The organism is Arthrobacter sp. TE26545 (assembly GCF_056279005.1).
In genome coordinates, this window is the sequence record NZ_JBWBQM010000001.1 from 3662439 (window position 1) to 3685653 (window position 23215).

23 protein-coding genes are annotated in these 23215 nt (G+C 67.7%); 9 read left to right on the top strand and 14 right to left on the bottom strand.

The window, feature by feature from the left end; all coding sequences use genetic code 11:
• Positions 1-81: 81 nt before the first annotated feature.
• The 7 genes from ACZ9CK_RS16640 to ACZ9CK_RS16670 are packed head-to-tail and all read right to left on the bottom strand — an operon-like array spanning position 82 to position 7650.
• Positions 82-1506 carry an NtaA/DmoA family FMN-dependent monooxygenase gene (locus tag ACZ9CK_RS16640; RefSeq protein WP_426300463.1) on the bottom strand — a complete coding sequence of 475 codons (1425 nt, stop codon included), beginning with the start codon at positions 1504-1506 and terminating at the stop codon, positions 82-84.
• The gene (locus tag ACZ9CK_RS16645) at positions 1503-2678 is read right to left on the bottom strand and encodes an LLM class flavin-dependent oxidoreductase (protein WP_426300465.1); all 1176 of its coding nucleotides are present in this window, start codon (positions 2676-2678) and stop codon (positions 1503-1505) included. Before ACZ9CK_RS16645 ends, ACZ9CK_RS16640 begins: the two co-directional genes overlap by 4 nt.
• Positions 2675-3535: a DUF1684 domain-containing protein gene (locus ACZ9CK_RS16650; RefSeq protein WP_426300467.1), complete on the bottom strand. Its 861-nt coding sequence runs from the start codon at positions 3533-3535 to the stop codon at positions 2675-2677. The genes ACZ9CK_RS16645 and ACZ9CK_RS16650 overlap by 4 nt, the downstream gene beginning before the upstream one ends.
• Complete coding sequence (locus tag ACZ9CK_RS16655; RefSeq protein WP_476050515.1) at positions 3519-4679, bottom strand: LLM class flavin-dependent oxidoreductase; 1161 nt, start codon at positions 4677-4679, stop codon at positions 3519-3521. The genes ACZ9CK_RS16650 and ACZ9CK_RS16655 overlap by 17 nt, the downstream gene beginning before the upstream one ends.
• On the bottom strand, positions 4676-5719 hold the full coding sequence (locus tag ACZ9CK_RS16660) for an ABC transporter substrate-binding protein (protein ID WP_476050516.1): 1044 nt from the start codon (positions 5717-5719) through the stop codon (positions 4676-4678). Before ACZ9CK_RS16660 ends, ACZ9CK_RS16655 begins: the two co-directional genes overlap by 4 nt.
• Positions 5720-5731: 12 nt before the next feature.
• Positions 5732-6613 (bottom strand): amino acid ABC transporter ATP-binding protein, encoded by an 882-nt coding sequence (locus ACZ9CK_RS16665; RefSeq protein WP_476050517.1) that lies wholly within the window; start codon positions 6611-6613, stop codon positions 5732-5734.
• The gene (locus ACZ9CK_RS16670) at positions 6610-7650 is read right to left on the bottom strand and encodes an amino acid ABC transporter permease (protein ID WP_426300475.1); all 1041 of its coding nucleotides are present in this window, start codon (positions 7648-7650) and stop codon (positions 6610-6612) included. The genes ACZ9CK_RS16665 and ACZ9CK_RS16670 overlap by 4 nt, the downstream gene beginning before the upstream one ends.
• Before the next feature lie 313 nt (positions 7651-7963).
• Here ACZ9CK_RS16670 and ACZ9CK_RS16675 point away from each other — a divergent pair, with 313 nt between their 5' ends.
• Together ACZ9CK_RS16675 and ACZ9CK_RS16680 are read left to right on the top strand one after the other, a co-directional pair.
• Positions 7964-9937, top strand: coding sequence for an FAD/NAD(P)-binding protein (locus ACZ9CK_RS16675; protein ID WP_476050518.1), 1974 nt, complete (start codon positions 7964-7966; stop codon positions 9935-9937).
• A gap of 70 nt (positions 9938-10007) precedes the next feature.
• A complete protein-coding gene (locus tag ACZ9CK_RS16680) occupies positions 10008-10511 on the top strand; it encodes a GNAT family N-acetyltransferase (protein WP_426300479.1) in 504 nt (167 codons plus the stop codon).
• A 13-nt stretch (positions 10512-10524) separates the two neighbouring features.
• On the opposite strand, the gene ACZ9CK_RS16685 is transcribed toward ACZ9CK_RS16680, so the two are convergent.
• Positions 10525-10791 (bottom strand): hypothetical protein, encoded by a 267-nt coding sequence (locus ACZ9CK_RS16685; protein WP_476050519.1) that lies wholly within the window; start codon positions 10789-10791, stop codon positions 10525-10527.
• Between the two features lie 184 nt (positions 10792-10975).
• Between ACZ9CK_RS16685 and ACZ9CK_RS16690 the strand changes: the two genes are divergently transcribed.
• Positions 10976-11599, top strand: a complete 624-nt coding sequence (locus ACZ9CK_RS16690; RefSeq protein WP_476050520.1) for a dihydrofolate reductase family protein — start codon at positions 10976-10978, stop codon at positions 11597-11599.
• Between the two features lie 18 nt (positions 11600-11617).
• On the opposite strand, the gene ACZ9CK_RS16695 is transcribed toward ACZ9CK_RS16690, so the two are convergent.
• Entirely contained in the window at positions 11618-12196 is a 579-nt protein-coding gene (locus ACZ9CK_RS16695) for a DinB family protein (protein ID WP_476050521.1), read from the bottom strand.
• A gap of 224 nt (positions 12197-12420) precedes the next feature.
• Between ACZ9CK_RS16695 and ACZ9CK_RS16700 the strand changes: the two genes are divergently transcribed.
• The 3 genes from ACZ9CK_RS16700 to ACZ9CK_RS16710 all read left to right on the top strand — a co-directional run bounded on the left by ACZ9CK_RS16700 (position 12421) and on the right by ACZ9CK_RS16710 (position 14000).
• Entirely contained in the window at positions 12421-13002 is a 582-nt protein-coding gene (locus tag ACZ9CK_RS16700; protein ID WP_476050522.1) for a dihydrofolate reductase family protein, read from the top strand.
• Positions 12999-13532, top strand: a complete 534-nt coding sequence (locus ACZ9CK_RS16705) for a hypothetical protein (protein WP_476050523.1) — start codon at positions 12999-13001, stop codon at positions 13530-13532. Before ACZ9CK_RS16700 ends, ACZ9CK_RS16705 begins: the two co-directional genes overlap by 4 nt.
• A gap of 300 nt (positions 13533-13832) precedes the next feature.
• A complete protein-coding gene (locus ACZ9CK_RS16710; protein WP_476050920.1) occupies positions 13833-14000 on the top strand; it encodes an SHOCT domain-containing protein in 168 nt (55 codons plus the stop codon).
• 85 nt (positions 14001-14085) lie between these two features.
• On the opposite strand, the gene ACZ9CK_RS16715 is transcribed toward ACZ9CK_RS16710, so the two are convergent.
• From ACZ9CK_RS16715 to ACZ9CK_RS16730, 4 genes are all read right to left on the bottom strand, one after another.
• A complete protein-coding gene (locus ACZ9CK_RS16715) occupies positions 14086-14484 on the bottom strand; it encodes a CBU_0592 family membrane protein (protein ID WP_476050524.1) in 399 nt (132 codons plus the stop codon).
• Between the two features lie 202 nt (positions 14485-14686).
• Positions 14687-15532 (bottom strand): sugar phosphate isomerase/epimerase family protein, encoded by an 846-nt coding sequence (locus tag ACZ9CK_RS16720; protein ID WP_476050525.1) that lies wholly within the window; start codon positions 15530-15532, stop codon positions 14687-14689.
• A complete protein-coding gene (locus tag ACZ9CK_RS16725) occupies positions 15529-16743 on the bottom strand; it encodes a dihydrodipicolinate synthase family protein (RefSeq protein ID WP_476050526.1) in 1215 nt (404 codons plus the stop codon). Before ACZ9CK_RS16725 ends, ACZ9CK_RS16720 begins: the two co-directional genes overlap by 4 nt.
• On the bottom strand, positions 16743-17912 hold the full coding sequence (locus ACZ9CK_RS16730; RefSeq protein WP_476050527.1) for a Gfo/Idh/MocA family protein: 1170 nt from the start codon (positions 17910-17912) through the stop codon (positions 16743-16745). Before ACZ9CK_RS16730 ends, ACZ9CK_RS16725 begins: the two co-directional genes overlap by 1 nt.
• Before the next feature lie 152 nt (positions 17913-18064).
• Here ACZ9CK_RS16730 and ACZ9CK_RS16735 point away from each other — a divergent pair, with 152 nt between their 5' ends.
• Positions 18065-19123 (top strand): LacI family DNA-binding transcriptional regulator, encoded by a 1059-nt coding sequence (locus ACZ9CK_RS16735; RefSeq protein ID WP_426300498.1) that lies wholly within the window; start codon positions 18065-18067, stop codon positions 19121-19123.
• A gap of 71 nt (positions 19124-19194) precedes the next feature.
• Here the strand turns inward: ACZ9CK_RS16735 and ACZ9CK_RS16740 are convergent, their stop codons facing one another.
• Entirely contained in the window at positions 19195-19974 is a 780-nt protein-coding gene (locus ACZ9CK_RS16740; RefSeq protein ID WP_426300500.1) for a sugar phosphate isomerase/epimerase family protein, read from the bottom strand.
• A gap of 94 nt (positions 19975-20068) precedes the next feature.
• Here ACZ9CK_RS16740 and ACZ9CK_RS16745 point away from each other — a divergent pair, with 94 nt between their 5' ends.
• Complete coding sequence (locus ACZ9CK_RS16745; RefSeq protein ID WP_476050528.1) at positions 20069-21772, top strand: helicase HerA-like domain-containing protein; 1704 nt, start codon at positions 20069-20071, stop codon at positions 21770-21772.
• 190 nt (positions 21773-21962) lie between these two features.
• On the top strand, positions 21963-22991 hold the full coding sequence (locus ACZ9CK_RS16750; RefSeq protein ID WP_476050529.1) for a hypothetical protein: 1029 nt from the start codon (positions 21963-21965) through the stop codon (positions 22989-22991).
• The last annotated feature ends 224 nt before the right edge of the window (positions 22992-23215 follow it).

Sequence of the window (23215 nt, forward strand, 5' to 3'; positions counted from 1 at the left end):
CCCACACAGTCAGCTGCAGCCTCACCGCCTCCTCGCTCCAAAGCGAGTCGCCGACGTCGGCCACCTCCTCGCCCGCCCGGCTCACCTGGCGCTCCCGGCAGTTGCCGGGACCAGCTCCGGTGACCGCTCCGGCGTCGCGAGCCCAAGGTTTTCGCGGAGGGTGCTGCCCTCATATTCCGTGGGGTAGACGCCGCGTTCCTGTAGTTCAGGGACGAGGTGGTTCACGATGTCGTCCAGGCCGCTCGGGATGATCCAGGGCGAGATGTTGAAGCCGTCCACGGCGCCCACGCGGGCGTACTCGGCCAGGGTGTCCGCCACGGAGCTGTAGGAGCCGGTGAAGGTCGAATCGATGCGGGCGGTCCTGGAGCTCACGAACTGCCGGATGGACCAGCCGTTTTCCTTGGCCTCGGCACGCCACTGCGCCGCGAGGTCTCGGGCCTTGGCACCGTGGAAGCCGCTACCGCGGGTCTCGGAGGTCGTTTCCACCACGGGGTCGATGTCCGGCAGCGGACCGTCCGGGTCGAAGGAGGACAGCTCGCGGCCCCAGAACTGCTCCAGGTACGCGATGGCCTGCTGCGGGCCGATCTGCAGGCTCCGCACCCATTCCTTTTTCTCCCGGGCTTCCTCATCGGTGGCACCCAGGATGAACTCGCTGGCGGGCATGATCTGCACCTCGTTGGCGCCGCGGCCGGCCGCAACAGTCCGGGCCACGATGTCCTCGCGGAACTTCACCGCAGCCTCGAACTTCGGGTGGGCGGAGAAGATGACGTCCGCCTGGCGGGCCGCGAAGTCGCGGCCTTCCGGGGAGTCGCCGGCCTGGAACAGCACCGGCCGGTACTGTGCACTGCGCGGCAGTCGCGGGGTCACGTCCACCGTGTAGTGCTGCCCCTCGTGGAGCACCCGCCGGGCGTGTCCGGGCACGGCCCAGGAATCCGCCGAGGCCGACGCCGCAACAGCGTCATCTTCCCACGAGTCCCAGATCCGCTTGGCCGTCTGCACGAAGGCCTCGGCGTGCAAGTAGCGGTCCGCGTGGTCCAGGTAGCCGCCGCGGCGGAAGTTGGCGCCGGTCCAGGCGTTGTCCGTGGTGACCACGTTCCAGGCCGCGCGCCCGCCGGAGAGCAGATCCAGGGAGGCCAGGCGATGGGCCAGGTCCGCGGGATCGTTGTAGGTGGTGTTCTGGGTGGCCACCAGGCCGATGTTCCGCGTTACCGAAGCAAGCGCGGCAAGCATGGTCTGGGCGTCCGGCCGGCCGGCCACGTCAAGGGCGTGCGGCCGGCCCAGATGCTCGCGCAGGCGCAGGCCCTCACCCAGGAAGAAGGCGGCGAACAGACCACGTTCGGCGGTCTGGGCGATCCTGCGGAAGGACTCGAAGTCGGTCTGCGAGCCGGCCTCCGGGGTCTTCCAGATGGTGCCGGAGTTAACCCCTTGGAAGAACACGCCGAACTGGATCTTGCCGGAAGGCTGGAATTTAGCACGGCCGTGCTGCTTCGAATTTTCCTGGCTCATGCGATTTCCTCAGTCTTGGTGTTGTAGCGGTTTTCCGGCCGTTCCAGGCCGAGCAGCTCGCGGAAAGTGCCGCCGGAGAGGGCAGGCCGCAGCACGCCGCGGCGGCGCAGTTCCGGCAGCACCAGCTGCGCCAGTTCCTCCAGCTCCACGTCCAGTACGGCGGGGTGGATGCGGACACCGTCGGCGGACGCGAGCAGCTCCGCGAGGAACTCCGCGAGCCCCGCGGCGGTTCCCACGAAACGCGCCCGCGGGCTCTCCCACGCCGTGAAGGCATCCAGCTCGGCGAGCCGCGCGGCGGCGGACTGGCCCCGGGAGTCCAGTACGACGTCGAGCTCGGCGATGACCGCCGGGCCACCCTCAACAGGGCCGCCAGCCAGGCCGCCCCCAACAGCGGCCAGGTTGGCGCGCACCTCGGCGGCTTCGGCCGCGAGGAGTTCAGGCGTCGGGGCCGAGACCAGCACGGCATCCACCCCGGACGGCAGCAGCGGACCGTCCACGGACACCAGCGACGCCGGCGCCAGCACGGGCAGCTGCCCCTGCAGCGGGCGCGGAATGATGGACGGTCCCTTCACGGAGTAGGCCTCCCCGGGGAACCCGGCCGGCGTCTCGAAGTCGGCGTAGTGCAGCTTGTCGACGTCCAGGTAGCGGCCGCTGGGGACGTCGCGGATCACGGCGTCGTCCTCCCAGGAATCCCAGAGCCTGCGGCCCACCTCCACGGACGCGGCCGCCTCATGCGCCAGGGCGCCTTCCGAAGCAGCAGTGCGCCCGACGGCGGCACCCTCCCGGGCGTCTTCGCTCGCCTTGACGAGCCAGCCGCCGCGGCCCCCGGACACGTAGTCCAGGCTGGCCAACTGGGTGGCGACGTGGAAGGGCTCGGTGTAAACGGTGTCCACCTGCGGGACCAGGGCAATGGAGCCGGTGACGGGTCCGGCGAAGGCCGCGCGCTGCAGGGCGTTCAGGCGGCCCGCAACATCGCTGCCATCCGGCAGCGGTCCGTCCGCGAAGGTCGCAACGTGGAAACCGGCGGACTCGGCCGCGAGGACGGTGTCCTTGATTCGCTCACCGTTCAGCAGTTCGTCCGGGGTGTGGCGGGCCTTGCGCCAGGCGGCGGGGTGGGCTCCATCGCCGTCCAGCTCCAGCGCGAGGAAACCGGCGTTGGAAGAGAGAGTCACGGGGTCTGCCTTTCGTAAGGGATCTTTTCGCCGGCTTCGATGGCCACGGGCAGCCGGTTTTCGGCCGGCGGCAGGGGGCAGGTGGCCAGGTCGGTGTAGGCGCAGGGCAGGTTGACCGCCCGGTTGAAGTCGAGCAGCACGGAGCCGTCCCCCGCGGGGATAACCGTGAGCGAACGGTTGGCCGCGTAGGTGGTCTTGCCCGAGGTGGCATCGGTGAACAGCACCGAGAGCGTGCCCGGCGCGTGGCCGTTGAAGGCGGTCAGCGACAGCTCCCGGCCGTCCAGGCTGAAGCGGATCTCGCCCGGCGCCTCGTAAACGTGCTGGATGCCCTCGACGGCGGCACCCACCGTGGTGGTGCGCGGCTCGGCGAACGGCACGTACGTTCCGGCGACGGCGAAGGCTGGGTCCGGTTCGTAGGCCGGGGTGCCGCGGTATTCGTTGAGCAGCGGGTTGCGCGGGTCCCGCGGGCGGACGATGTACTCGCCGCCGCGCTTGGCGAGCTCGATGACCGTGTCCCCCGCCCGCAGGTTGATGCCGGCGCGTTCGGCGATGGGGCCGAAGCTGAGGCGGCTTCCGCCGTCGGCATCCGAGCCGGCACCGTTCAGTTCCCGGCCGTCCCGCCGGAGGCTTTCGCCTTCCTCCAGGATCACGGTGACGACGTCGTTGACCACGCTCCAGGTTCCCGGAACCCCGGCGAGGCGCTGCGGCGTGCCGTCCAGCCAGTGCAGGTGGGAGACGGCGAGGAAGCCGTGTGGATCGGCGAGGTGGCGTTCGTGGGCGGCGTGCCAGTCAGCCCATTCGGCGGCGAAGGCCGGGCTGGTTTTCGGGGTGGAAAGAATGTCAGTGGGTGAAGGCATTGTTGCTCCTATGGATGGCATGGTCTCGTTCGACGGCGGCCGCAGCATCGGGCTCGGTGGCGCCGACAGACTCAGGGCGCCGCCCGTACGGATCCGCGGATTCCCACAGGGTGGTGGGAGCCGCGGAGCGGACCGCCGGGATGACGTCGAGGGCGAAGCGTTCAAGGATCTCCAGCTGCTGCGCGAACGGCAGCGTGGTGGGCAGCGAAATGGACTGCAGATCGTGGCCGTAAAGCTCGTGGTAGCTGAGGATCTTGTCGACCACCTGTTCCGGGCTGCCCACGAGGGCCGGCCCTTCGGCCACGGCGTGGTCGATGTCCCGGAACGGCGAATTGTTGCCCGGGACGTTCCGCCCGGCAGTCAGGGCCTCGTACACCGGGCCGAACTGCCGTTTGGCTTCCTGGGTGGTGTCCGCGATGAACACCCCGCCCGCACCGCTGCCGGAGCCAACGTACTGGTGCCGCGGATCGTGGCCGTGGCGTTCGTATTCCGCGCGATAGTGGTCGAGCAGGACCTTGTAGTTCTCCCGCGGCTGGATGGCGTTCGCGGTGAACAGGGGATCGCCCCATTGGGCCGCCAAGGCTGCGGAGGTCAACGTTGTGGCAGAGCCGTGCCAAATCCGGGGCGAACCCGCGAAGGGGCGCGGCGTCGTGGTGGTTTCCTCCGTCAAGGCGGACCGGAAGCGCCCGGACCATATGACGTTTTCCTCGCGCCACAGCCGCCGCAGCAGCCCGTACTTCTCGGCCAGGAGGTCCCATTGGTCATCCAGCGACAGCCCGAAGAGCGGGTACTGCAGCACCTCGTTGCCCTTGCCGATCACCAGTTCCAGCCGGCCCCGGCTGAGCTGGTCGATCGTGGCATAGTCCTCGGCCACCCGCACCGGATCCAGCACGGAGAGCACGGTGACGCCACTCTGCAGCCGGATGCGGCTGGTGACGGCCGCGATCGCGGCGAGGACCGTCGTCGGGGATGAAGAGATGAACTCCCCGGCGTGCCGCTCCCCCACCGAGAAGCTGTCATAGCCCAGTTCCTCGGCCTTGCGGGCGGTTTCCACCACCTGGTTGAGCCGTTCCGCAGTCGAGACGATCTGCCCGGTGACGGGGTTCTTCAGGTGCGGGATGATGTCCAGGATCTGGAACTTCATGACTTCGTCCCGGCCTGCGCCGAAGCCTTTGTGGCAGCCTTTGTCGCAGCGAAGTTCGCCTCGGTGATGGTCTTCGACTCCGGAACGGCTTCCTCGGACAGGCCCCAGCGGTTCAGGACCTCGGCGTAGGAACCGTCTTTGATGGCCGAGTTCAGGGCGTCGGTGATGGCGGGCGCCAGGCCGTTGCCCTTCAGGGTGGTGGCCGCCACGAGGGTTTCCGACGGCCAGCCGGCGTTGACCTTGCCCACCACTTTGAGGTCGTCGCGGGTGTTTTCCCGGTACGTCGTTGAGGGATAGGGGCCGATGTTCAGGTCCGTGCGTCCGGAGGACAGGGCCAGGATGGTGTCGGCCTCGGAGGAGTAATACTGCAGGGTTGCGGGCGCTTTTCCGCGCGCCTCGAGCTCCTTGTTCCAGGCCAGGAGGATCTTCTCCTGGTTGGTGCCCGAGCCCACGGAGACCTTCAGGCCTGAGATGTCGTCCGCGCCCTTGATGTTGTAGTTCGAGGACTTCTTGGCCTCGAAGCCCATGAAGGCCGCCCGGTAGCTGGAGAAGTCGAAGAGCTTCACGCGGTCCTTGTTGATGCCCACGTTGGAGAACACGGCCTCGACGTCGCCGGACTGGGTCTTCAGCGGCCAGTTCTCCCAGGAGGTGACCTGCAGGTCCAGCTCGAGTCCCAGTTTGTCGGCCACGAGCTGGGCGATGTCCGTTTCGACGCCGATGGGGGTCTTGTCATCCGTGGCGTGGAAGGACAGCGGGATGGCACCCGCCGTAGTGGCGACGGTGAGCTTGCCGTCCTTGCCGATCAGCTGCGGCACCTTGGCCGCCGCGGCGGCGTCCTTCTCGGCACGGATCCGGTTCTGCTCCGGCGAGGTGTTGTAGACGACGCCGTTGCGGGCCGCCGTCGTCTGTGCGCCGGAGCCGTTGCTGGCGGACGCCCCCGGATCGGAGCAGCCGGCCAGGACCGGAACGACGACGGCGGGCAGCACAGCGAGCGCCAGGAGCTTGGTTTTGCTGCGTGTACGGGAGGTGGTGCGAAGCATTGTGGCGGGTCCTCAGATGTTGAAAGCCGGTTCGATGACTTTGGAGAAGAAGCTGCGGGTGCGGGGTTCGCGCGGATTGGTGAAGATGTCCTGGGGGCTGCCCTGTTCCACGATCTGGCCCTCGTCCATGAACACCACGGTGTCCGCGACGTCCCGGGCGAAGCCCATCTCGTGGGTGACGATGATCAGGGTGGTGCCGGAGGTGGCGAGCTCGCGGATCACATCCAGGACCTCGTTGACCAACTCCGGGTCCAGGGCCGAGGTGGGCTCGTCGAACAGCAGGATCTTCGGGTTCAGGGCGAGCGCCCGGGCGATGGCCACGCGCTGCTGCTGGCCACCGGAGAGCTGGCGCGGGTAGGCGCCAGCGCGGTCCTTCAGTCCCACGCGGTCCAGGAGTTCCAGCGCCCGTTTCCGGGCTTCCTCCTTGGACTTGCGCAGTGCCTTTTCCGGACGCAGGGCGACGACGGGTGCTTCCGCCACGTTTTCCAGTGCGGTGAGGTGCGGGAACAGGTTGAAGTTCTGGAACACCATGCCGATGTCCGTGCGCTGCTTGAGGATGTCCTTCTCGCGCAGTTCGTGCAGCTTGTTGCCACGGAGCTGGTAGCCCACCAACTGGCCGTCGATGGTGATGTAGCCGCCGTCCACCTTCTCCAAGTGGTTGATAGTGCGCAGCAGGGTGGACTTTCCGGAGCCGGACGGGCCCAGGATCACGGCCACGCCGCCGGGCGGCACCGTCAGGGACACGCCTTTGAGGACTTCGGTGGCACCGAAGCTCTTGCGCACATTGGTGATTTCCACGTGGCCCCGGCTCGCGGAGGGCGAGCCGGCAGCGGGAGCCGCGGGCGCCGTCGTCGGGGTTTCTGCGGTTGAAGTTGCGGCGACAGCGGTGCTCATCGGATGTTCTTCCTGTCAACAGTTGCGTGCGTGGCGAAGAAGCGGCGGACCTTCTGCAGCGGAGTCAGCGGCAGGTTCCGGACGGCGCCCTTCGAGTAGTGGCGCTCGATGTAGTACTGGAAGACGCTCAGCACCGAGGTGATCACCACGTACCAGAGCGTGGCCACGAGCAGCAGCGGGAGAACCTGCTGGGTGCGGTTGTAGATGACCTGCACCGTGTAGAACAACTCCGAGTAGGCCAGCACGTAGACGATCGAAGTGCCCTTGACCAGACCGATGATCTCGTTGAAGGCCGTGGGCAGGATGGCGCGCATGGCCTGCGGCAGCACGATCCGGGTGGAGCGCCGCCAGGCCGGAATGCCCAGCGCGGCTGCGGCTTCCAGCTGGCCCTGGTCCACGGAGAGGATGCCGCCGCGGATGATCTCGGCCGAGTAAGCGGCCTGGTTGAGCGTCAGGCCCAGCACGGCGGCGGCGAACTGGCTGATGAGCGTGGTGGTCTGGACTTCGAAGAAGCGGACGTCCGTGAACGGGATGCCGAGGCTGATCTTCTCGTACAGGTAGCCGAGGTTGTACCAAAGCAGCAGCTGCACCAGCAGCGGGGTGGAGCGGAAGATCCAGGAGAACGTCCAGGACACCCCCACCAGCAGCGGCGAGGCCGAGAGCCGCATGAGCGCCAGCCCGAAGCCGAGCACGAAACCGAGCGCCCCGGAGATGGCCGTGAGCTTGAGGGTCTCGACGAGCCCGTTCACCACGGACTGCGCGGTGAACCATTGCGCCACCACACCCCACTCCCAGCGCGGGTTCGTCGCCAGGGACCACAGCACCGCGGCGAGGCCCAGGGCCACGAGCACGGTGCCCACCCAGCGGCCGGGGTGCTTGGCCGGGACGAGCTTGTAGTTGGAGTAGTCGACGGCGGCCGGCTGCGGTTGCCCGCCGTCTGCGCTTGATGCCGGGGTGAATTCCGCGGCGACGGCGGACGCCGGCCTGCCTGCGGTTGACGGTGCGGACTGCGCCACCGTGGTTGCTGTAGAACTCATGCGCCACCTCGCTTCGGATCGATTGTTGGCTATCGGATGGCTGCCAATCTAGGGGCGCTGCGGAAACGGCTGCAAGGCGGTCATTTGCACTTCTTCACGGTGCTTCTTGGCGCTTCACGGCCTGTCACAGAGCGCCATATGAATGCCGTTCATTGCGTCTTTTGACGCCCCTTTGACGCCCCTTTGACGCGCTGTGACGCGGGGTGACCGGCCGTGACCAGCTCCTCGACCGGGGCCGTGGATGGTCCCTAGGCTCAGGTTCTAACCGGCCCGTTCCGCCGGCCTTCCACCGTTTTCCGACAGGAGTGTGCACATGCCCGCAGACATCCCCGCGATCGTCTTCATCGGCGGCGGACCGCGCACCGCGGGCGTGCTGGAAAGGCTGGCCGCCAACCGGCCGGAGCTCTTCGCGGGCCCCGTGGACATCCACGTGGTGGAGCCGCACGAGCCGGGCTCCGGGAGGATCTGGCGCTATGACCAGACCCCAGGGCTGCTGCTCAACTCCATGGCCGCGGATATCACCATGTTCACGGACGGCTCCGTGCTGTGCGAGGGCCCGGCCGCCGACGGGCCTGGCCTGATTGGCTGGGGCGCCGGGGTCGTGGACGGTTCCATCCGCGACGTGCCGCCGCTCGAGCCGCACATCCTGGAGCAGCTGCGCGCGCTGACGCCGGCCACCTTCCCCACCCGGCAACTGCAGAGCAAATACCTGGAGTGGTTCTTCCGCCGGGCCGCCGCAGCCCTCCGTTCCTCGGACAACGGACCCGGCGCCACGGTGACCGTGCACCGGGACACCGCCACCGGCGTCGAGCCTGTTCCTGACGGCGGCGCGTCCGACGGCGGCGTGCGGCACCGGGTGAATCTCGCCTCCGGGGCGGTATTGGAGGCGGATTTGGTGGTCTATTCGCTGGGCCACACCGATTCGCTGCCGGACGCCGAGACGGCCCGCCTCTCGGACTTCGCCGGCCGGCACGGCGGCTTCCACGCGGCGCCGTCCTACACCACCGACGTCGACTACTCGGCGATCGGTCCCGGCCAGGACGTGATCGTGGCGGGGATGGGCCTGGCTTTCGTGGACCTGCTGGTGCTGCTGTTCGAGGGCCGCGGCGGCCGCTTCGAGGACCAGCCCGACGGCAGACTGCGCTATGTGCCCTCGGGTGCCGAGCCGCGGGTCTGGGCCGGTTCGCGGCGCGGGGTGCCGTACCACTCCAAGATCTCCTCGACCTTCCGCGGCGAAGCCACCGGTGCGCCGCGCTACTTCACGGCCCACGCCGTCGGCGCCCTGCTGGCCGACCACGCCGAACTGGATTTCCGCACCCAGCTCTGGCCGCTGATCGCCAAGGACGCCGGACACGCCTACTACCGGGAGCTCTTCGCATATCCGGAACGCGTGAACGGCAGCTGGGCGGAATTCGAGGCCAGCTTCGACGCCCTCGACTGGTACAGTCACGGCCGCGAGGAGCTGGTGGCCCGGGCCGTTCCGGATCCGGCGCTGCGCCTGGACCTTGAGGCACTGGACCAGCCCTTCAGCGGCTGCGCCTTCGCGGACCACGCCGCCGTGCAGTCGGCCGTGGCGAACTACATCCGGCGGGACCTTGAACTGCGGGACGGCCCGGACCATTCGGAGACGCTCGCCCTGTTCATGGCGCTGCTCAAGGTGTACATGGACCTGGGACGGCTCATCCCGCAGGAACGGCTGAACTCCCGCTCGCAGCAGGCAGTGCACGGCTGGTGGCACGGATTCTTCAGCTACGTGGATTCCGGGCCGCCGCCGCACCGGTTGCGGGAGATGCTCGCCCTGCACGACGCCGGGCTGCTGCATTTCCTGGGCCCCGGGACGTGGGTGCGCCCGGATGAGTCCTCGGGCCGTTTCGTGGCCGGCTCTTTCCAGTCGCCCGTGCTGGTGGACGCCGCGGCGTACATCGAGGCGCGGCTGCCGTCGCCGTCGGTGGAGCGTTCGGCGAACCCGGCCCTTGCGGATCTGCACGACGCCGGCCGCGGCACCGAGCAGCGGCTGCTCACCGCGGATGGGCCGCACTCCACGGGCAAGCTGCTGGTGTCCGGCGCTCACGAGGTGCTGGCGCCCGACGGCGGTCCGCAGCCAGGGCTGTTCGCGATCGGCCCGTGGACGTCCGGGTGGGGTGCCGGTGCGTTCGCCCGGCCCAACACCAACGCCGCGCCGTTCCGGGAGAATGATGCCTTGGCGCGAACGATCCTCGGAAGCCTCGCGTCCCGTCCCCTGTCCCCCGCCCATCCTTTGTCCCCCGCCCAACTAGCTCGCAGTTAATGTCGTTTTGGGGGCTCAAAACGACAACTACTGCCAGTCAGTTGGGCTGGCCCCGCACGAAAGGAATGCCATGACCACAACGCCCACCCGGCCGACGTCGGGCGTGAAAGTCCTCAGCCTGCCCATGCACGATCCGCGGGTCAAGCCGCTCCTGGAGGAGCTCGCCGTCGAGTACTCCACCCGTTACGGGAACCTGTTCGGCAACGTCGAGGACGAGCTCAAGCGCTACCCCGCCGAAGAGTTCGCCGCACCGCACGGCGCGTTGCTCATCCTGCAGCAGGATGGCGAATCGGTGGCGGGCGGGGCCTTCCGCCGCTACGACTCGCACACCGCCGAACTCAAGCGGATCTGGACGCATTCGGCGCACCGCCGTCGCGGCCTGGCCCGCCTGGTCCTCGCGGAACTGGAGGCCGAGGCCTCCCGCCGCGGCTACCGCCGGATCTACCTGACCACGGGCCCGCGGCAACCCGAGGCCAAGAACCTCTACCTCGCCACGGGTTACGCCCCGCAGTTCGACCTCGACGCCGACCCCGAGGAGATCAAGCACCTCGCCTTCGTGAAGAAGCTGGGTTAGTGAAGAAGCTGGGTTAGCCGAACCAGCCGGAGGCCGTGGCAACAAGAAAGAAAATTCCGATGACCATGTACATGAATCCCACGAACTTGAGCGTCGGAACATCGGCCACAGTGAATGAGAATCCGGCGGCCACGAGAATCAGGAGCTGCAACCATTCCGGTGCCCTGAGCGCGGCGATCGCGGCAGAAAGGAATATGAACACAAGGAAGCCCCGGTGGAGAGCCCTGGCGGGCTGGGGTATTTCGATGAAAAGGCGCTTGATGAGACGAAGGGTTCTCATTGCCCCTCCTGTCTATTGGCAAGGGCTCCAGCAACACGAGCCTCACTGGACCAGCACGCTGCCGTGAGGCCCTCCGGGCACAGGCCTTGGATATTGGGGTGGGCTGTTGTCTCGGCGCTACTTGTGTGCCAGCCTCGGAATGATCCCGCCGGGTCGACGACGGGCAACTGCGAAGGAGCACGGCATGGGACTGATCCATATCGATTTGTTCACGACGCTCGACGGCGTGGCACAGGCGCCCGGCGGGCCGGAAGAGGACACGGACAACAGCTTCGCGTTCGGCGGCTGGCAGGCGCCGCTCATTGACGACGTCGTTGGCGCGCAGATCGCCGAGGGCATGGAGGGTATGGACGCCCTGCTGCTGGGGCGCCGGACCTACGACATCTTCGCCTCGTACTGGCCGCATCAGAGCGGCTTCATCGCGGAGCTGTTCAACCGCATCCCGAAGTACGTGGCCTCGCGTCTGGACCCGGACCTCGAATGGGCCGGCTCCACGCTGCTCGGTCCCGATATCGCCGCCGCCGTCGAGGAACTACGCGGCCGGCATGTGAACGTCCACGTGATCGGCAGCCTGGACTTCGTGCAGACCCTGTTCTCGGAGAAGCTCTTCGACCGGCTGAATCTCTGGGTGTACCCGATCCTGCTCGGCCGTGGGAAGAAGGTCTTCGCCGATGGCGTGGTTCCGAGCAACCTCAAGCTCATAGAGCCGGTGGTCGCCTCGCCGAAGGGAGCGGTGATGCAGCGCTACGAGCTGCTCGAGGGGACGCCGGGAACGGGAGATATGTCCGAGGTGGTCGGAGAGGGCTAGGCGTATCGTCGCCCCTGCTCACTTCCCCGCATCCCGCGCCGCGGCCTCGATCCGGGCACGGTGCAGCGCCCATTCCTCGGCGCTGCGCCCGGTCAGGTTGGGGTCCTCCGACCCGTTGCCCGCCGTGCCGTCGATCAGTTCGCGCAGGATGTCCGCATGGCCCAGGTGCTGCGCCGTTTCCGAAATCATGTGGATCAGGATCCTGTGCAGCGTCACGTTCCGCTTCTCTTCCGACCACCACGGCACGACGCCGGGCGCGTCCAGGGGGAGCTCGTCGATGGTGGCGTCGCTGTGGGCGGCGGAGAAGTGGTGCAGCTCGATTACGCTTTCCAGGCTCTCCTCCGCCGGAACCCACAGGTCGGCGTCGGGTTCGGCACCATCTGCCAACCAGGGAAGTTCACGGCCGCTGGGCCGGCCGAACACCCCACTGAAGTAGTCCAACTGCACGCTGGCCACATGCTTCACGAGGCCCAAGAGATTGGTGCCGGTGGGCGTCATCGGCCGGCGGACGTCGTACCCGTTCAGCCCGTCCAGCTTGGCCAGCAGTTCCTTCCGCCCGGCGCTCAGGTAGTGGTGCAGGGTTGCTTTCTCGTCCATGGGCGCACCCTACCGCAGCCGGGGCTCAGGCGGCCACGGCCGCCCCCCGCGACCGTCCCCACCACGGCCGCTGGCGCGCGCATCCGCGAGCTGGAGGTTCGGCTCGGATTCACCTTCGACAGTACCGAGTCCCGGACGTCCCTGTCCGGTCGCGCTCCTCTGGTACAGCCTGCACCGCGCCCAGGGCTGATGCAGGACGGCATGCCACGGCGTACCCTCGGGTCATGGCCAAGCTGATCTACACCGCGATCATGTCCCTGGACGGATACACTGCCGACGCCGAAGGCAACTTCGACTGGAGCGCGCCGGACGAGGAAGTCCATGCCTTCGTCAACGAACTTGAGAAGCAGGCCGGCACCTATCTTCTGGGGCGCCGGATGTACGAGGTCATGGCCTGGTGGGAGGATCTGGACACTGCCGGCGAACCCCAAGCCATCAAGGACTACGCCGACATCTGGCACGCGGCGGACAAGATCGTGTACTCCACGTCCCTGGACCAGCCCACCACCGCGAAGACGCGGATTGAAAGAACGTTCGACGCTGGTGCCGTCCGGGCACTGAAAGCCTCGGCCGAGCGGGAGCTCTCCATCGGCGGCGCCGCTTTGGCGGCCGAGGCCGTCAAGGCGGGCCTCGTGGACGAGTTCCGCTTCTTCCTCAACCCGGTCACGGTGGGCGGCGGCAAGCGGTTCCTACCGGACGGCGTCGGGCTCAAGCTCGAACTGCTGGAGGAGCGCCGCTTCGGCAACGGTGTGGTCTACCTCCGGTACCGGAACGGCTCCGCGTCCATTCATGAGGGAGCACAATGAAACGCCTTAAGTTGTGGCGATGCCTGATTCCATCCCTGCTTCTCACCATGCTGCTGACATCGTGTGGCGGCAAGGTGACGGGCGGACCGGAAACTGCGGAACCCACGGCGAACGCTACCGGCACAATCCCTGGTTCTAACAACAGCCCCGCTTCAGGCGGTGGCGCGGTAGCGTGTATTGACTGGGTCCGGTTCGAAACCCCTCAGGACCAATATGGTGCGGCCACCATGGTGCTCATCGGCAAGTCTGTAAGCCGGGTCGGCGAGGCCACAATTTACGGTTCCAAGGCCACGACCCACCTTGTCGAAGTCGAGCGGGTTCTCAAAGGGAGTCCCGGAGATGGGAACCTGCGCATCTCATCCATGCCGCAGACCTGTTCTGCCGAGTCCTACCTCGATGGCGATCCACTCGATACCAATCAGAGAGTAATCATTTTTGCGATCAAGCAGGGCGGCCAGTGGTTCACCATGACCCCCGCACAAGGAGTATTGCCTCTCCCCCAAGACTCAGAGCCTCCCTTTCACCAGTGAGCCCGGCCCAGCGGCCACGGTCTGGGGATGTTCAATGAGTATTCGCAGGGCTATTCTCGGCAGATGAACCAACATGCGGTTTCTACCGACCCCGGCGGATACATGCTCATGTTCAGTATCAGCCGGAAATGGCTCCGGTTAGCGGGGTCGTGTGCAGTTGTAGCTGGGGTGGCTATTGCAATCGTGGCAAGTGCAGCGGATCGGTTCCGGATCCCGTTGGGAATCGCGTTAGGCGTCATCGTGATTACCCTCGTCATCGCATTTGCCGGCAAGCGCTCATCGCGACGGCGGACGCGGGAAATGTCGTCCACCGATACCCACGGGGACGTGCCGCGGATATTCCTTGGCAAGTTGCGGGGCAGAAGGTCGGTGGCGGCAGAACTGGCTCTTCTTGCAGAGCTCCATGCCAGGGGCGCACTCTCTGACGAGGAATTCAGCGCCGCGAAGCTTCGCACTCTTGGAGACTGATCCAGCAGCTTCCGCCGTATGACCCAAGAGCTCTTTCGCACCATTCAGCAATTGCGCGGTTAAGCCGGACCGACTGGGGACGGACTCAGGCCTCGGCGGCCAGCGGAACCAGGGGCATCGAGGCAGTCACCACCGGCACCGGATGCGCCGGCGCGGCAACCGGATGCGCCGGCACCGGATGCGCCGGCGCGGGCGCCGCCGTGGCGGCCGGCGCAGGGGCGGGAGCCTGAGCGGACGCGGACCGCGAAGCGGCGCGCTGCATCCGGATGAGGGCCACCGCGGAGATCACGAACCAGGCAACGTTGGTCACCACCGAGGGCCATGCGCCGTAGTAGGAACCGTTGATGATGAAGGCGACGGAGCCCACGAGGTTCGCCGCCTGGAAGCGCCGGCCGGCCCGCAGCCAGCCCATGGAAACGGAGAGGTACGAAGCCAGGATCGCAACGGCGCCGCCCCAACCTGCGATGTCCAACCACAGTCCCACAATGTTGTCCATTCCCGGCCCGGGATCAGCTCCCTTGCCCGACACCACGTCCCCGCAATGGACGTGCGACACCGATAAGAAACGTTCGAAAAATGAACGCTACGATCAATGCTGAAGGCTCGCCCTGCCCGCCGTCAAGTGCGTGCGGAGAGGCATTCATCACAGGGTGCCGCACCCCCTTCGCGGGTGGATCCGGCAGGGCTCAGGCGTGCGGCAGGACCAGCTCCGCGTAGCGTTCTTTCATGGTGGCCAGCACGGCGTCGCCGTCGGCGTCCCAGATGTCCTGGTTGAAGATTTCCACCTCGATGTCGCCCGCGTATCCGGCGTCCCGCACCCAGGTGCCGATCGTCGCAAAGTCGATGACGCCGTCGCCCATCATGCCGCGCGACAGCAGCGCGTCCGCGGCGATCGGGAGGTTGAAATCGCAGACCTGGTACGAGGCGATCCGCTGCTCCCGCCCGGCCCGTCCGATCTGCCCCCTCAGCTCCGGGTCCCACCACACATGGAAGGTGTCCACAGCCACGCCGACGGCGGCCGGGGAGTACGGTGCCGCGAGGTCCAGGGCCTGCCCGAGCGTGGAGATCAGCGCCCGGTCCGCGGCGTACATCGGGTGCAGCGGTTCAAGGACCAGCCGCACGCCGTGCTCGACGGCGAACGGCACCAGGTCCTCCAGCCGGTCCGCCACCCGCTGCCGGGCGGCGACGACGTCCTTCTCGCCGGGGGCCAGGCCGCCGACGACGAGGAACAGTTCGCGCGTGTCCAGCGCCACCGCTTCGAGGACGGCTTCCCTGTTGTCGGCGAGCGCGGCCGCCTGCCCTTCGGCGTCGGCCGCGGTGAGGAAGCCGCCCCGGCACAGCGAGGAGACCCGCAGTCCGGCGTCCTTGATGAGCCGGGCCGCCTTGTCCAGGCCGGCCTCGTGCACGCGGTCCCGCCACGGCCCGATCGCCGGAATGCCCGCCCGGACACAGCCGTCAACGGCCTCCGCGAGCGTCCACTTCTTGGTGGTGGCGCTGTTCAGCGACAGTCGCGAGAAATCGGGGGAACTCATGCGCCCACCCCGTTGATCCGCAGGAAATCGGACATCCGGAACGCCGCAAGCGAGGGGTCGCGGAGCAGCCCGGCTTGGTCGGCCAGCTCGAAGGTGCGGGCCAGGTGGACCACGGAACGGCCGGCGTGCAGGCCGCCCACCATCTGGAAGCCGGGCTGCTTGCCGTTGAGCCAGGACATGAAGGCGATGCCGGTCTTGTAGTAGAACGTCGGCGCGCTGAAGATGTGCTTTCCGAGCTCGCGGGTGGAATCCAGGATGGCGCGCGCTTCCACGGCTTTGCCGGCATCGTACTTCTGCATGGCCGCCGAGGCGGCCGGGTAGATGGCCGCGAAGATGCCCAGCAACGCGTCCGAGTGGTGCGTGCCGTCGCCGTCGATCAGTTCCGGGTAGTTGAAGTCGTCACCGGTGTAGAGCCTGACGCCTGCCGGTAGCTGGGCGCGCAGGGCGACCTCGTGGGCGGCGTCCAGGAGCGAGACCTTCACGCCGTCCACCTTGTCCGCATGCTCCAGGATCAGGGCGAGGAAGGTTTCGGTGGCCTGGGCGACGTCGTCCGAACCCCAGTACCCGGCCAGCGCGGGGTCGAACATGGTGCCCAGCCAGTGCAGGATCACGGGTTCGGAAGCTTCCCGCAGCAGGGTGGAGTAGACGTGCAGGTAATCGTCCGGACCGGCGGCCACCTTGGCGAGGGCACGCGAGGCCATGAGGATCACTTTGGGTCCGGCTTCGCTGACGACGGCGATCTGCTCGCGGTACGCCTCGAGCACGGTCTGGATTCCGGCGGGGCCGGCTTCCAGCGAATCCAGTTCCAGCTGGTCGGTCCCGGCACCGCAGGCGACCAGGTCCCGGACGGACTTGCCCGCCGTCGCGGCGTTGCCGGCGGCCACTACCGACGCCGCCTCGGCTCCGCTGCGCTTGATCAGCTGCTGGGTCGCCGCCCAGTCCAGCCCCATGCCGCGCTGGGCGGTGTCCATGGCATCGGCCACGCCCAGCCCGTAGGACCAGAGCTCGTGGCGGTAGGCCAGGGTGGCATCCCAGTCGAGCCGCGCCGGGGCACCCGGGGTGTTGTCCGCGGTGGCTTCGGGGATCACGTGCGCCGCGGCATAGGCGTGCCGGGACGCCAGGGGCGCGGACGGCCTGGCCCAGGAAGTCGCGGGGCGGAGCGTGTAGCGGCGGGTGCCGCCGTCGGCGTCGGGAAGAATCAGGGCCGTCATCAGAGCACGATCTCCGGGATGTCGACGGTGCGGCGCTCGTCGTTGGACTGGAGGCCGAGTTCGGCCAGCTGCACGCCGCGGGCGGCGGAGAGCAGGCCGAAGCGGTGTCCGCGGCCGGCGACGACGTCGCGGAGGAATTCCTCCCACTGCAGCTTAAAGCCATTGTCCAGTTCAGCGTTGGCCGGGACGTCCTGCCACTGGCTGCGGAAGGATTCGGTGACGGGCAGGTCCGGGTTCCAGACGGGCTTGGGGGTGTGGGCGCGCTGCTGCGCGACGCACTTGTTCAAGCCGGCGACGGCGGAACCGTGCGTGCCGTCCACTTGGAACTCCACCAGTTCGTCACGGTAGACGCGCACGGCCCAGGAGGAGTTGATCTGGCCGACGACGGCGTCGCCGCCCGGGGTCTCAAGTTCGAAGATGCCGTAGGAGGCGTCGTCAGCGGTGGCCTTGTATTCCTTGCCGGCTTCGTCCCAGCGGACCGGGATGTGGGTGGAAGTCTTGGCGTTGACGCTCCTAACCTTGCCGATGATCCCTTCCAGGACGTAGTTCCAGTGGCAGAACATGTCCGTGGTCATGCCGCCGCCGTCCTCCTTGCGGTAGTTCCAGGACGGGCGCTGTGCCGCCTGGACGTCGCCTTCGAAGACCCAGTAGCCGAATTCGCCGCGGATGGAGAGGATGCGGCCGAAGAAGCCTTCGTCCACCAGGCGGCGCAGCTTGACCAGGCCGGGCAGGTAGAGCTTGTCATGCACGACGCCGGCGGTGACCCCGGCCTGCTTGCCGATCCGCGCCAGTTCCACGGCTTCTTCGAGGGTTTCCGCGGTGGGCTTCTCGGTGAAGATGTGCTTGCCGGCCTGCATGGCCTTCTTCAGGGTGGCGGCGCGCAGGCTGGTCATGGAGGCGTCGAAGATGATGTCGACGCTGGGGTCGTTGATGACGGCGTCCAGGTCCGTGGTCCATTCGGCAATCTTGTGCTTCTCGGCCAGTTCGCGGATCTTTGCCTCGCTGCGGCCCACCAGGATCGGCTCCACCTGGATGCGCGTTCCGTCTTCCAGGGTGAAGCCGCCGGCGTCGCGGATCGGCAGGATCGAACGCAACAGATGCTGGCGGTAGCCCATGCGGCCGGTGATGCCGTTCATGGCGATCCGGATCGTCCTTGTTTCGAAACCCATGTGTCCTCCAAAGTTTTCGGTGCTTTCCGCGGATTGGAAAGCGCATTCCCACTCGCTCAAGTGTGCACGGGGGTGGCCACGTTGGCAAGCGCTTTCCCGAGTGGGCCTCGAAACTGCCATAATGGGCGGAGATCCCAGAGGAAAGGAACCCCGTGGCTGCAAGCACCCTGGCCGAAGTGGCAAAGCTCGCGGGTGTCTCCCCCGCCACAGCCTCGCGGGTGCTCAACGGCTCGGCCCGTACACCCGGCGCGGGCATTGCCGAACGGGTGCGCCAGGCCGCAGAATCCCTCGGCTACGTGGCCAATGCCCAGGCCCAGGCCCTGGCGAAGTCCAGCACCGGGCTCATCGGCCTGATCGTCCACGACATCGCCGATCCCTACTTCTCCGCCATCGCCCAAGGCGTCCAGACCGCGGCGCGCCAGGAGCGCCGCATGGTCCTGCTGGCCACCACGGACGGCACCCCCGCGGGGGAAAAGGAAGCCGCCGCCGCTTTCGCGGCCCGGCGGGCGGATGCGATCGTGATCGCCGGTTCCCGCTCACACCGCGCGGAAGACTCCGCCGCCAACGGCGAACTCGCGGCTGAGCTCGACCGCTACTGCCGCAACGGCGGCCGGCTCGGCGTCGTCGGGCAGGGAATCATCGGCCTGCCGGAAACGGCCGGCTACTGCACGCTCCCAGTGCCGAACGAGGAACTTGCCCGCGAACTTGCGGCGGAACTTGCCGCCACACACGCGGGAACGTTTGTAATCGTGGCGGGTCCGGACGGCCTGGCCACCTCCGACGAGCGCATCCGAGGCTTCCAGCGCGGCCTGGCGGAGGCCGGGCGCCCCGCGGCGGAGGTGCTGCACACGGCCTTCAGCCGCAACGGAGGCTTCGACGCCGGAACGCAGCTCGCCGGGCGGCTCGCGGACCTGGGCACCCGACCGTGCATCTTCGCCGGCAACGACGTCATGGCGATCGGGATCGTGGCGGCGTTGCGGGAGCATGGCCTGTCGGTCCCCGAGGATGCCACCGTGGCCGGCTTCGACGACATCGAATGGCTCCGGGACTTCCGCCCCGAGCTGTCCACGGTGGGACTGCCCCTGGAGGAAATCGGCCGACAGGTGACGCTCGGCGCCCTGGCCGAGCCCGACGGCGGCGCGAACCCGGCCGACCCGGGCGCGGCGATCACAGGCACCGTGCGCCTGCGCCGGAGTACTGAAAGCGCCTAACGGGGCCACGCCCCTGCGTTGCGAGGCCCGCTCTACGTCCTTTGAGGCGCCCAAAGCACGTAGACCGGGCCTCACAAAGTGAGCCAGCGGCGCAGCGTCGCGGCGTCGCCGAGCAGGTTCTCCGGGCGGTCGTCGGCGACGAACTCGAGCATCACGTCAAGGTCCCGGCCTCTGCCCTTGGCTGAGTCCAGCGCGACTCCGAGCGCCTCGCGCCACAGCCCCTCGCGGGCGTCGAGCGGGAGCCGCTCGGCCTGCGGCCACCAGGAGAAGCAGTGGATGCCCGTCAGGTGATCGAGCAGGCTCCGCAGTGCGTCCAGCGCCTCGCCATCGGAAATGCCGACGGCGGGCTGCCAGTACGTGCCGACGTTCGGCCGGGCCACGCGCTCGAGCAGTTCCAAGGTTCCGTCGACCGTGCTGGTCAGCGAACGGTTGTGGAACTCGAAGGCGAGATCGACGCCGCGGCCGGCCGCGAGCGCGGCGATCCGCCGGGTGTCCTCCACCACCGCATCCCAGGTGCCGGCGTCGGCCTCATTGGGCTCCAGGCTTCCCGCCCAGATCCGCACGCGCGGGGCTCCGACGCCGGCGGCGAGCGCCAGGGTGGTTTCGAAATCGCCGAAGGTGCCGGCTCGGTAGTAGGAACCCAGGGAGAGGACCCGCAGCCCCGCGTCGGCACAGGCCTCCTTAGCCCGGGCGGCCGCCGCGGCATCGGAGACGTGCACGTCGCAGCCCCATTCGATGCCGCTCAGTCCGGCCTTGGCCGCGAGGGCCACCACTTCCTCCACACTGTGCGAACGAAGGGTCACCGAGCACAGGCCCGGGCTCAGGGTGCCGATTGGGGCGTCGGGGGCCATGGCTTGTCTCGCAGTCAGTCGGGCGTCGTCGGGACTCTGTTCCCACGTTAGTGGGAATGCGCTTTCCAAGCAATCCCGAGACTAAGCTGTGCGCATGGCCAACAAAACCACAGCCGAGAAACTCGCCACGATCCAGCAGGGCTACACCCTTGACGGCGCCACCATCGATCTCGGGGCAGCCATTGTGGACGGCGAAGTCCACAAAGAAGCGCAGGTCCGCCTTCCGCTGTCCATGATGAACCGGCACGGGCTTGTGGCCGGCGCGACGGGCACCGGCAAGACGGTGACGCTGCACATGATGGCGGAGCAACTCTCCACCGCCGGAGTGCCTGTGTTCCTCGCAGACATCAAGGGCGACCTCTCCGGGCTGGCCACCGCGGCAACCGCCAGCGAGAAACTCACCGCCCGCACGGCGGGCCTGGGCCAAGAGTGGTCGGGCAAGAACTTCCCGGTGGAGTTCCTGGCCCTCGGCGGGGACGGCAACGGCATACCGGTCCGGGCAACGGTCACGTCCTTCGGCCCCATCCTGCTGTCCCGGATCATGGAACTCAACGACACCCAGGAATCGAGCCTGCAGCTCATCTTCCACTTCGCGGACCAGAAAAACCTGGAACTGCTCGACCTCAAGGACCTGCGCTCCGTCATCCAGTTCCTCACCTCGGACGAGGGCAAGGCCGAGCTGGAGAACCTGGGCGGCCTGTCCAAGGCCACGGCCGGCGTCATCCTGCGCGAACTGGTGGGCCTAGAGGCACAGGGCCTGGAGAAGTTCTTCGGCGAACCGGAGTTCGATACCGCCGAGCTCCTGCGCACGGCCCCGGACGGCCGCGGCGTCGTCAGCTGCCTCGAACTCCCCTCCCTGCAAACCAAGCCCATGCTGTTCTCCACCTTCCTGATGTGGCTGTTGGCTGACCTGTTCGAGGACCTTCCCGAGGCCGGGGACCTAGACAAACCCAAGCTCGTGTTCTTCCTGGACGAGGCCCACCTGCTTTTCAACGGCGCGTCCAAGGCCTTCCTCGACGCCATCACCACCACGGTCCGGCTCATCCGCTCCAAGGGTGTGGGCATCTTCTTCGTCACCCAGACCCCGAAGGACGTTCCGGCCGACGTCCTGGGCCAGCTGGCCAACCGCATCCAGCACGCCCTGCGCGCCTTCACCCCGGAGGACGCCAAGGCGCTGAAAGCCACGGTCTCCACCTTCCCGGTGAGCGACTACGACCTCGAGGAAACCCTCACCTCGGCCGGCATCGGCGAGGCCGTCATCACCGTGATGAACGAACGGGGCGCGCCCACGCCGGTCGCCCTGACCCGGCTGCGTGCCCCGGAATCGGTCATGGGCCCCAGTGCCGAAGACCTCGTCCGGAGCACAGTGGCGTCCTCCGCCCTGCTGGTGAAATACGGCACCGCCGTGGACAACGTCTCGGCCTACGAGAAGCTGAGCGGCCATGCAGCGTCGTCCACCGGCGCCGCCGCACCCGGGCTGCCTCCCGTGCCCGCAAGCACCTCCGCCTACGATGTGGACGCCGAGGCCCGCCGCATCGAGGAGGAAATCCTGGGCCGGCCCAGCAGCCGACCCGGCCCGCAGCTTCCCCCGGTGGATATTCCGCCGGCCCCTGCGCCTGTCCCGGAAGCACGGCGTTCCGGAACACAGGACGACGGCGGCGGCCTGGGCGATCTGGCCGGCACCCTCGGTGGCGCGCTTGGCGGCGGCCTGAAGAGCATGGCGCGATCCCTCGGCACGCAACTGGGCCGTGAACTCATGCGCGGCATCTTCGGGACCTCCTCCCGCCGGCGGCGCTGAGGAGCAAGCGACGGCTTCATATTAAGCAGCGGATTTTCCGTTCCGGACGGCCACCGGTTCCCGCCCCGGCGACTGCCGCGTTCCTCCTGTACCGGCGCACGACGGCGGCGGACAGCGCTAGGTGCCAGCCGGCGTCGGGGGCCTGCAATTCCGGCTTTTCCGGGCGGCGGAACCGCCGCGATTCCCAGGTATGGGTGCCGCGGCAGGTAACGTAAGGGACGTGCAGCTCAGTCAAGCCTTCGTAAAGACCGCAGCCGGATGGCTGCTCGGTCTGATGCTTGCTGTCGCCGCATGCATCGTTGCAATCAACTTGGTGAGCAATTCCGTGGCCAGCCCGCAGCAGCCTGTGCGTGAGTATTTGTCGGCCTTGAAACGGGGCGACGGCGGCGCGGCGCTGGGCCTGTTGAAGGCCTCCGTCCCGGGCGGAAACGCGGCCATGCTGGACGGCACCGCCTTGCAGACTGCGGCCTCGAAGGTTTCCGATGTCCGGATTGGCCAGCCCCAGTCCCGCGGCGCGAAACGGGTCATGGTGCCGCTCGACTACACGATCGACGGCAACCAGCTGCACAGCGAGTTCCTGCTGGAGCGCACGGGCACGGAATGGCTGTTCTTCGGCCACTGGGAGTTTGTGCCTTCGTCCCTGCCCACCCTCGACGTCACCGTGGTGAACGCCAGCGAGGCCAACCTCAACGGCGTCCCGGTGAACCTGCCCGACGGCCGAGGCAGCTTCGCCGTGCTCTACCCGGGCGAGTACGAGGCCAGCCTCAGCGAAGAATTCTTCACCGCGATCCCGGTCCGCACCTCGGTGACCAGCAACGATTCCAGCCAGACTCCCCTGAACCTGCTGACCCGGACCACTGACAGCATGAACCAGGCCGTGGCATCGAAGATCAAGCAGTACCTGGACAACTGCGCCGAGGAAGCCACGAAGCAGCAGCGCCTGCAGCCGGACTGCCCGTTCTACCACGTGACCAACAGCCCCATCGAGCCGGGCACCATCAAGTGGAAGATCACCGAGTACCCCAAGGTCAGCATCGAACCGTTCGACGGCGGCTGGGCGGTAGCGCCGCTCAACGGCAAGGCCCGGGTGACCGCGAAGCAGATCGACCTGTTCACGGGCCGCGTCAGCACGCTCAACGAGGTGCAGGATTTCAGCTTCACCACCCGCCTGGACATCGGCGAGAACAGCATCGCGGTGGTCCCGCAGGTGAGCTACTAGGCCTGTTGGCTGAAGTGGCCCCGGGGAGAGACCTCGATGTCACCCCGCGCAGGTTTTCAAACCACCGCCGTCCCGGAACCCCTCTGTATGCGGGTACCGTCCGCATTGCCTTGATCCGAAACCTGCACGGTGTGACGTCCCCGACGCTGAAAAACCTCCAACAACAGGTTGCACCCGTGAAATCGAGCTGGAAAACCTGTCTGGCCTCGGGCCGCTTCAAGCGG

Bases quoted from the DNA above. Each gene is read 5' to 3' on its own strand.
- ACZ9CK_RS16650 (WP_426300467.1), bottom strand. From the start codon at position 3,535: ATGCCTTCACCCACTGACATTCTTTCCACCCCGAAAACCAGCCCGGCC.
- ACZ9CK_RS16730 (WP_476050527.1), bottom strand. From the start codon at position 17,912: ATGGGTTTCGAAACAAGGACGATCCGGATCGCCATGAACGGCATCACC.
- ACZ9CK_RS16690 (WP_476050520.1), top strand. From the start codon at position 10,976: ATGGGACTGATCCATATCGATTTGTTCACGACGCTCGACGGCGTGGCA.
- ACZ9CK_RS16700 (WP_476050522.1), top strand. From the start codon at position 12,421: ATGGCCAAGCTGATCTACACCGCGATCATGTCCCTGGACGGATACACT.
- ACZ9CK_RS16685 (WP_476050519.1), bottom strand. From the start codon at position 10,791: ATGAGAACCCTTCGTCTCATCAAGCGCCTTTTCATCGAAATACCCCAG.
- ACZ9CK_RS16720 (WP_476050525.1), bottom strand. From the start codon at position 15,532: ATGAGTTCCCCCGATTTCTCGCGACTGTCGCTGAACAGCGCCACCACC.
- ACZ9CK_RS16680 (WP_426300479.1), top strand. From the start codon at position 10,008: ATGACCACAACGCCCACCCGGCCGACGTCGGGCGTGAAAGTCCTCAGC.
- ACZ9CK_RS16705 (WP_476050523.1), top strand. From the start codon at position 12,999: ATGAAACGCCTTAAGTTGTGGCGATGCCTGATTCCATCCCTGCTTCTC.
- ACZ9CK_RS16670 (WP_426300475.1), bottom strand. From the start codon at position 7,650: ATGAGTTCTACAGCAACCACGGTGGCGCAGTCCGCACCGTCAACCGCA.
- ACZ9CK_RS16740 (WP_426300500.1), bottom strand. From the start codon at position 19,974: ATGGCCCCCGACGCCCCAATCGGCACCCTGAGCCCGGGCCTGTGCTCG.
- ACZ9CK_RS16725 (WP_476050526.1), bottom strand. From the start codon at position 16,743: ATGACGGCCCTGATTCTTCCCGACGCCGACGGCGGCACCCGCCGCTAC.
- ACZ9CK_RS16665 (WP_476050517.1), bottom strand. From the start codon at position 6,613: ATGAGCACCGCTGTCGCCGCAACTTCAACCGCAGAAACCCCGACGACG.
- ACZ9CK_RS16660 (WP_476050516.1), bottom strand. From the start codon at position 5,719: ATGCTTCGCACCACCTCCCGTACACGCAGCAAAACCAAGCTCCTGGCG.
- ACZ9CK_RS16745 (WP_476050528.1), top strand. From the start codon at position 20,069: ATGGCCAACAAAACCACAGCCGAGAAACTCGCCACGATCCAGCAGGGC.
- ACZ9CK_RS16695 (WP_476050521.1), bottom strand. From the start codon at position 12,196: ATGGACGAGAAAGCAACCCTGCACCACTACCTGAGCGCCGGGCGGAAG.
- ACZ9CK_RS16655 (WP_476050515.1), bottom strand. From the start codon at position 4,679: ATGAAGTTCCAGATCCTGGACATCATCCCGCACCTGAAGAACCCCGTC.
- ACZ9CK_RS16675 (WP_476050518.1), top strand. From the start codon at position 7,964: ATGCCCGCAGACATCCCCGCGATCGTCTTCATCGGCGGCGGACCGCGC.
- ACZ9CK_RS16640 (WP_426300463.1), bottom strand. From the start codon at position 1,506: ATGAGCCAGGAAAATTCGAAGCAGCACGGCCGTGCTAAATTCCAGCCT.
- ACZ9CK_RS16750 (WP_476050529.1), top strand. From the start codon at position 21,963: ATGGGTGCCGCGGCAGGTAACGTAAGGGACGTGCAGCTCAGTCAAGCC.
- ACZ9CK_RS16710 (WP_476050920.1), top strand. From the start codon at position 13,833: ATGTCGTCCACCGATACCCACGGGGACGTGCCGCGGATATTCCTTGGC.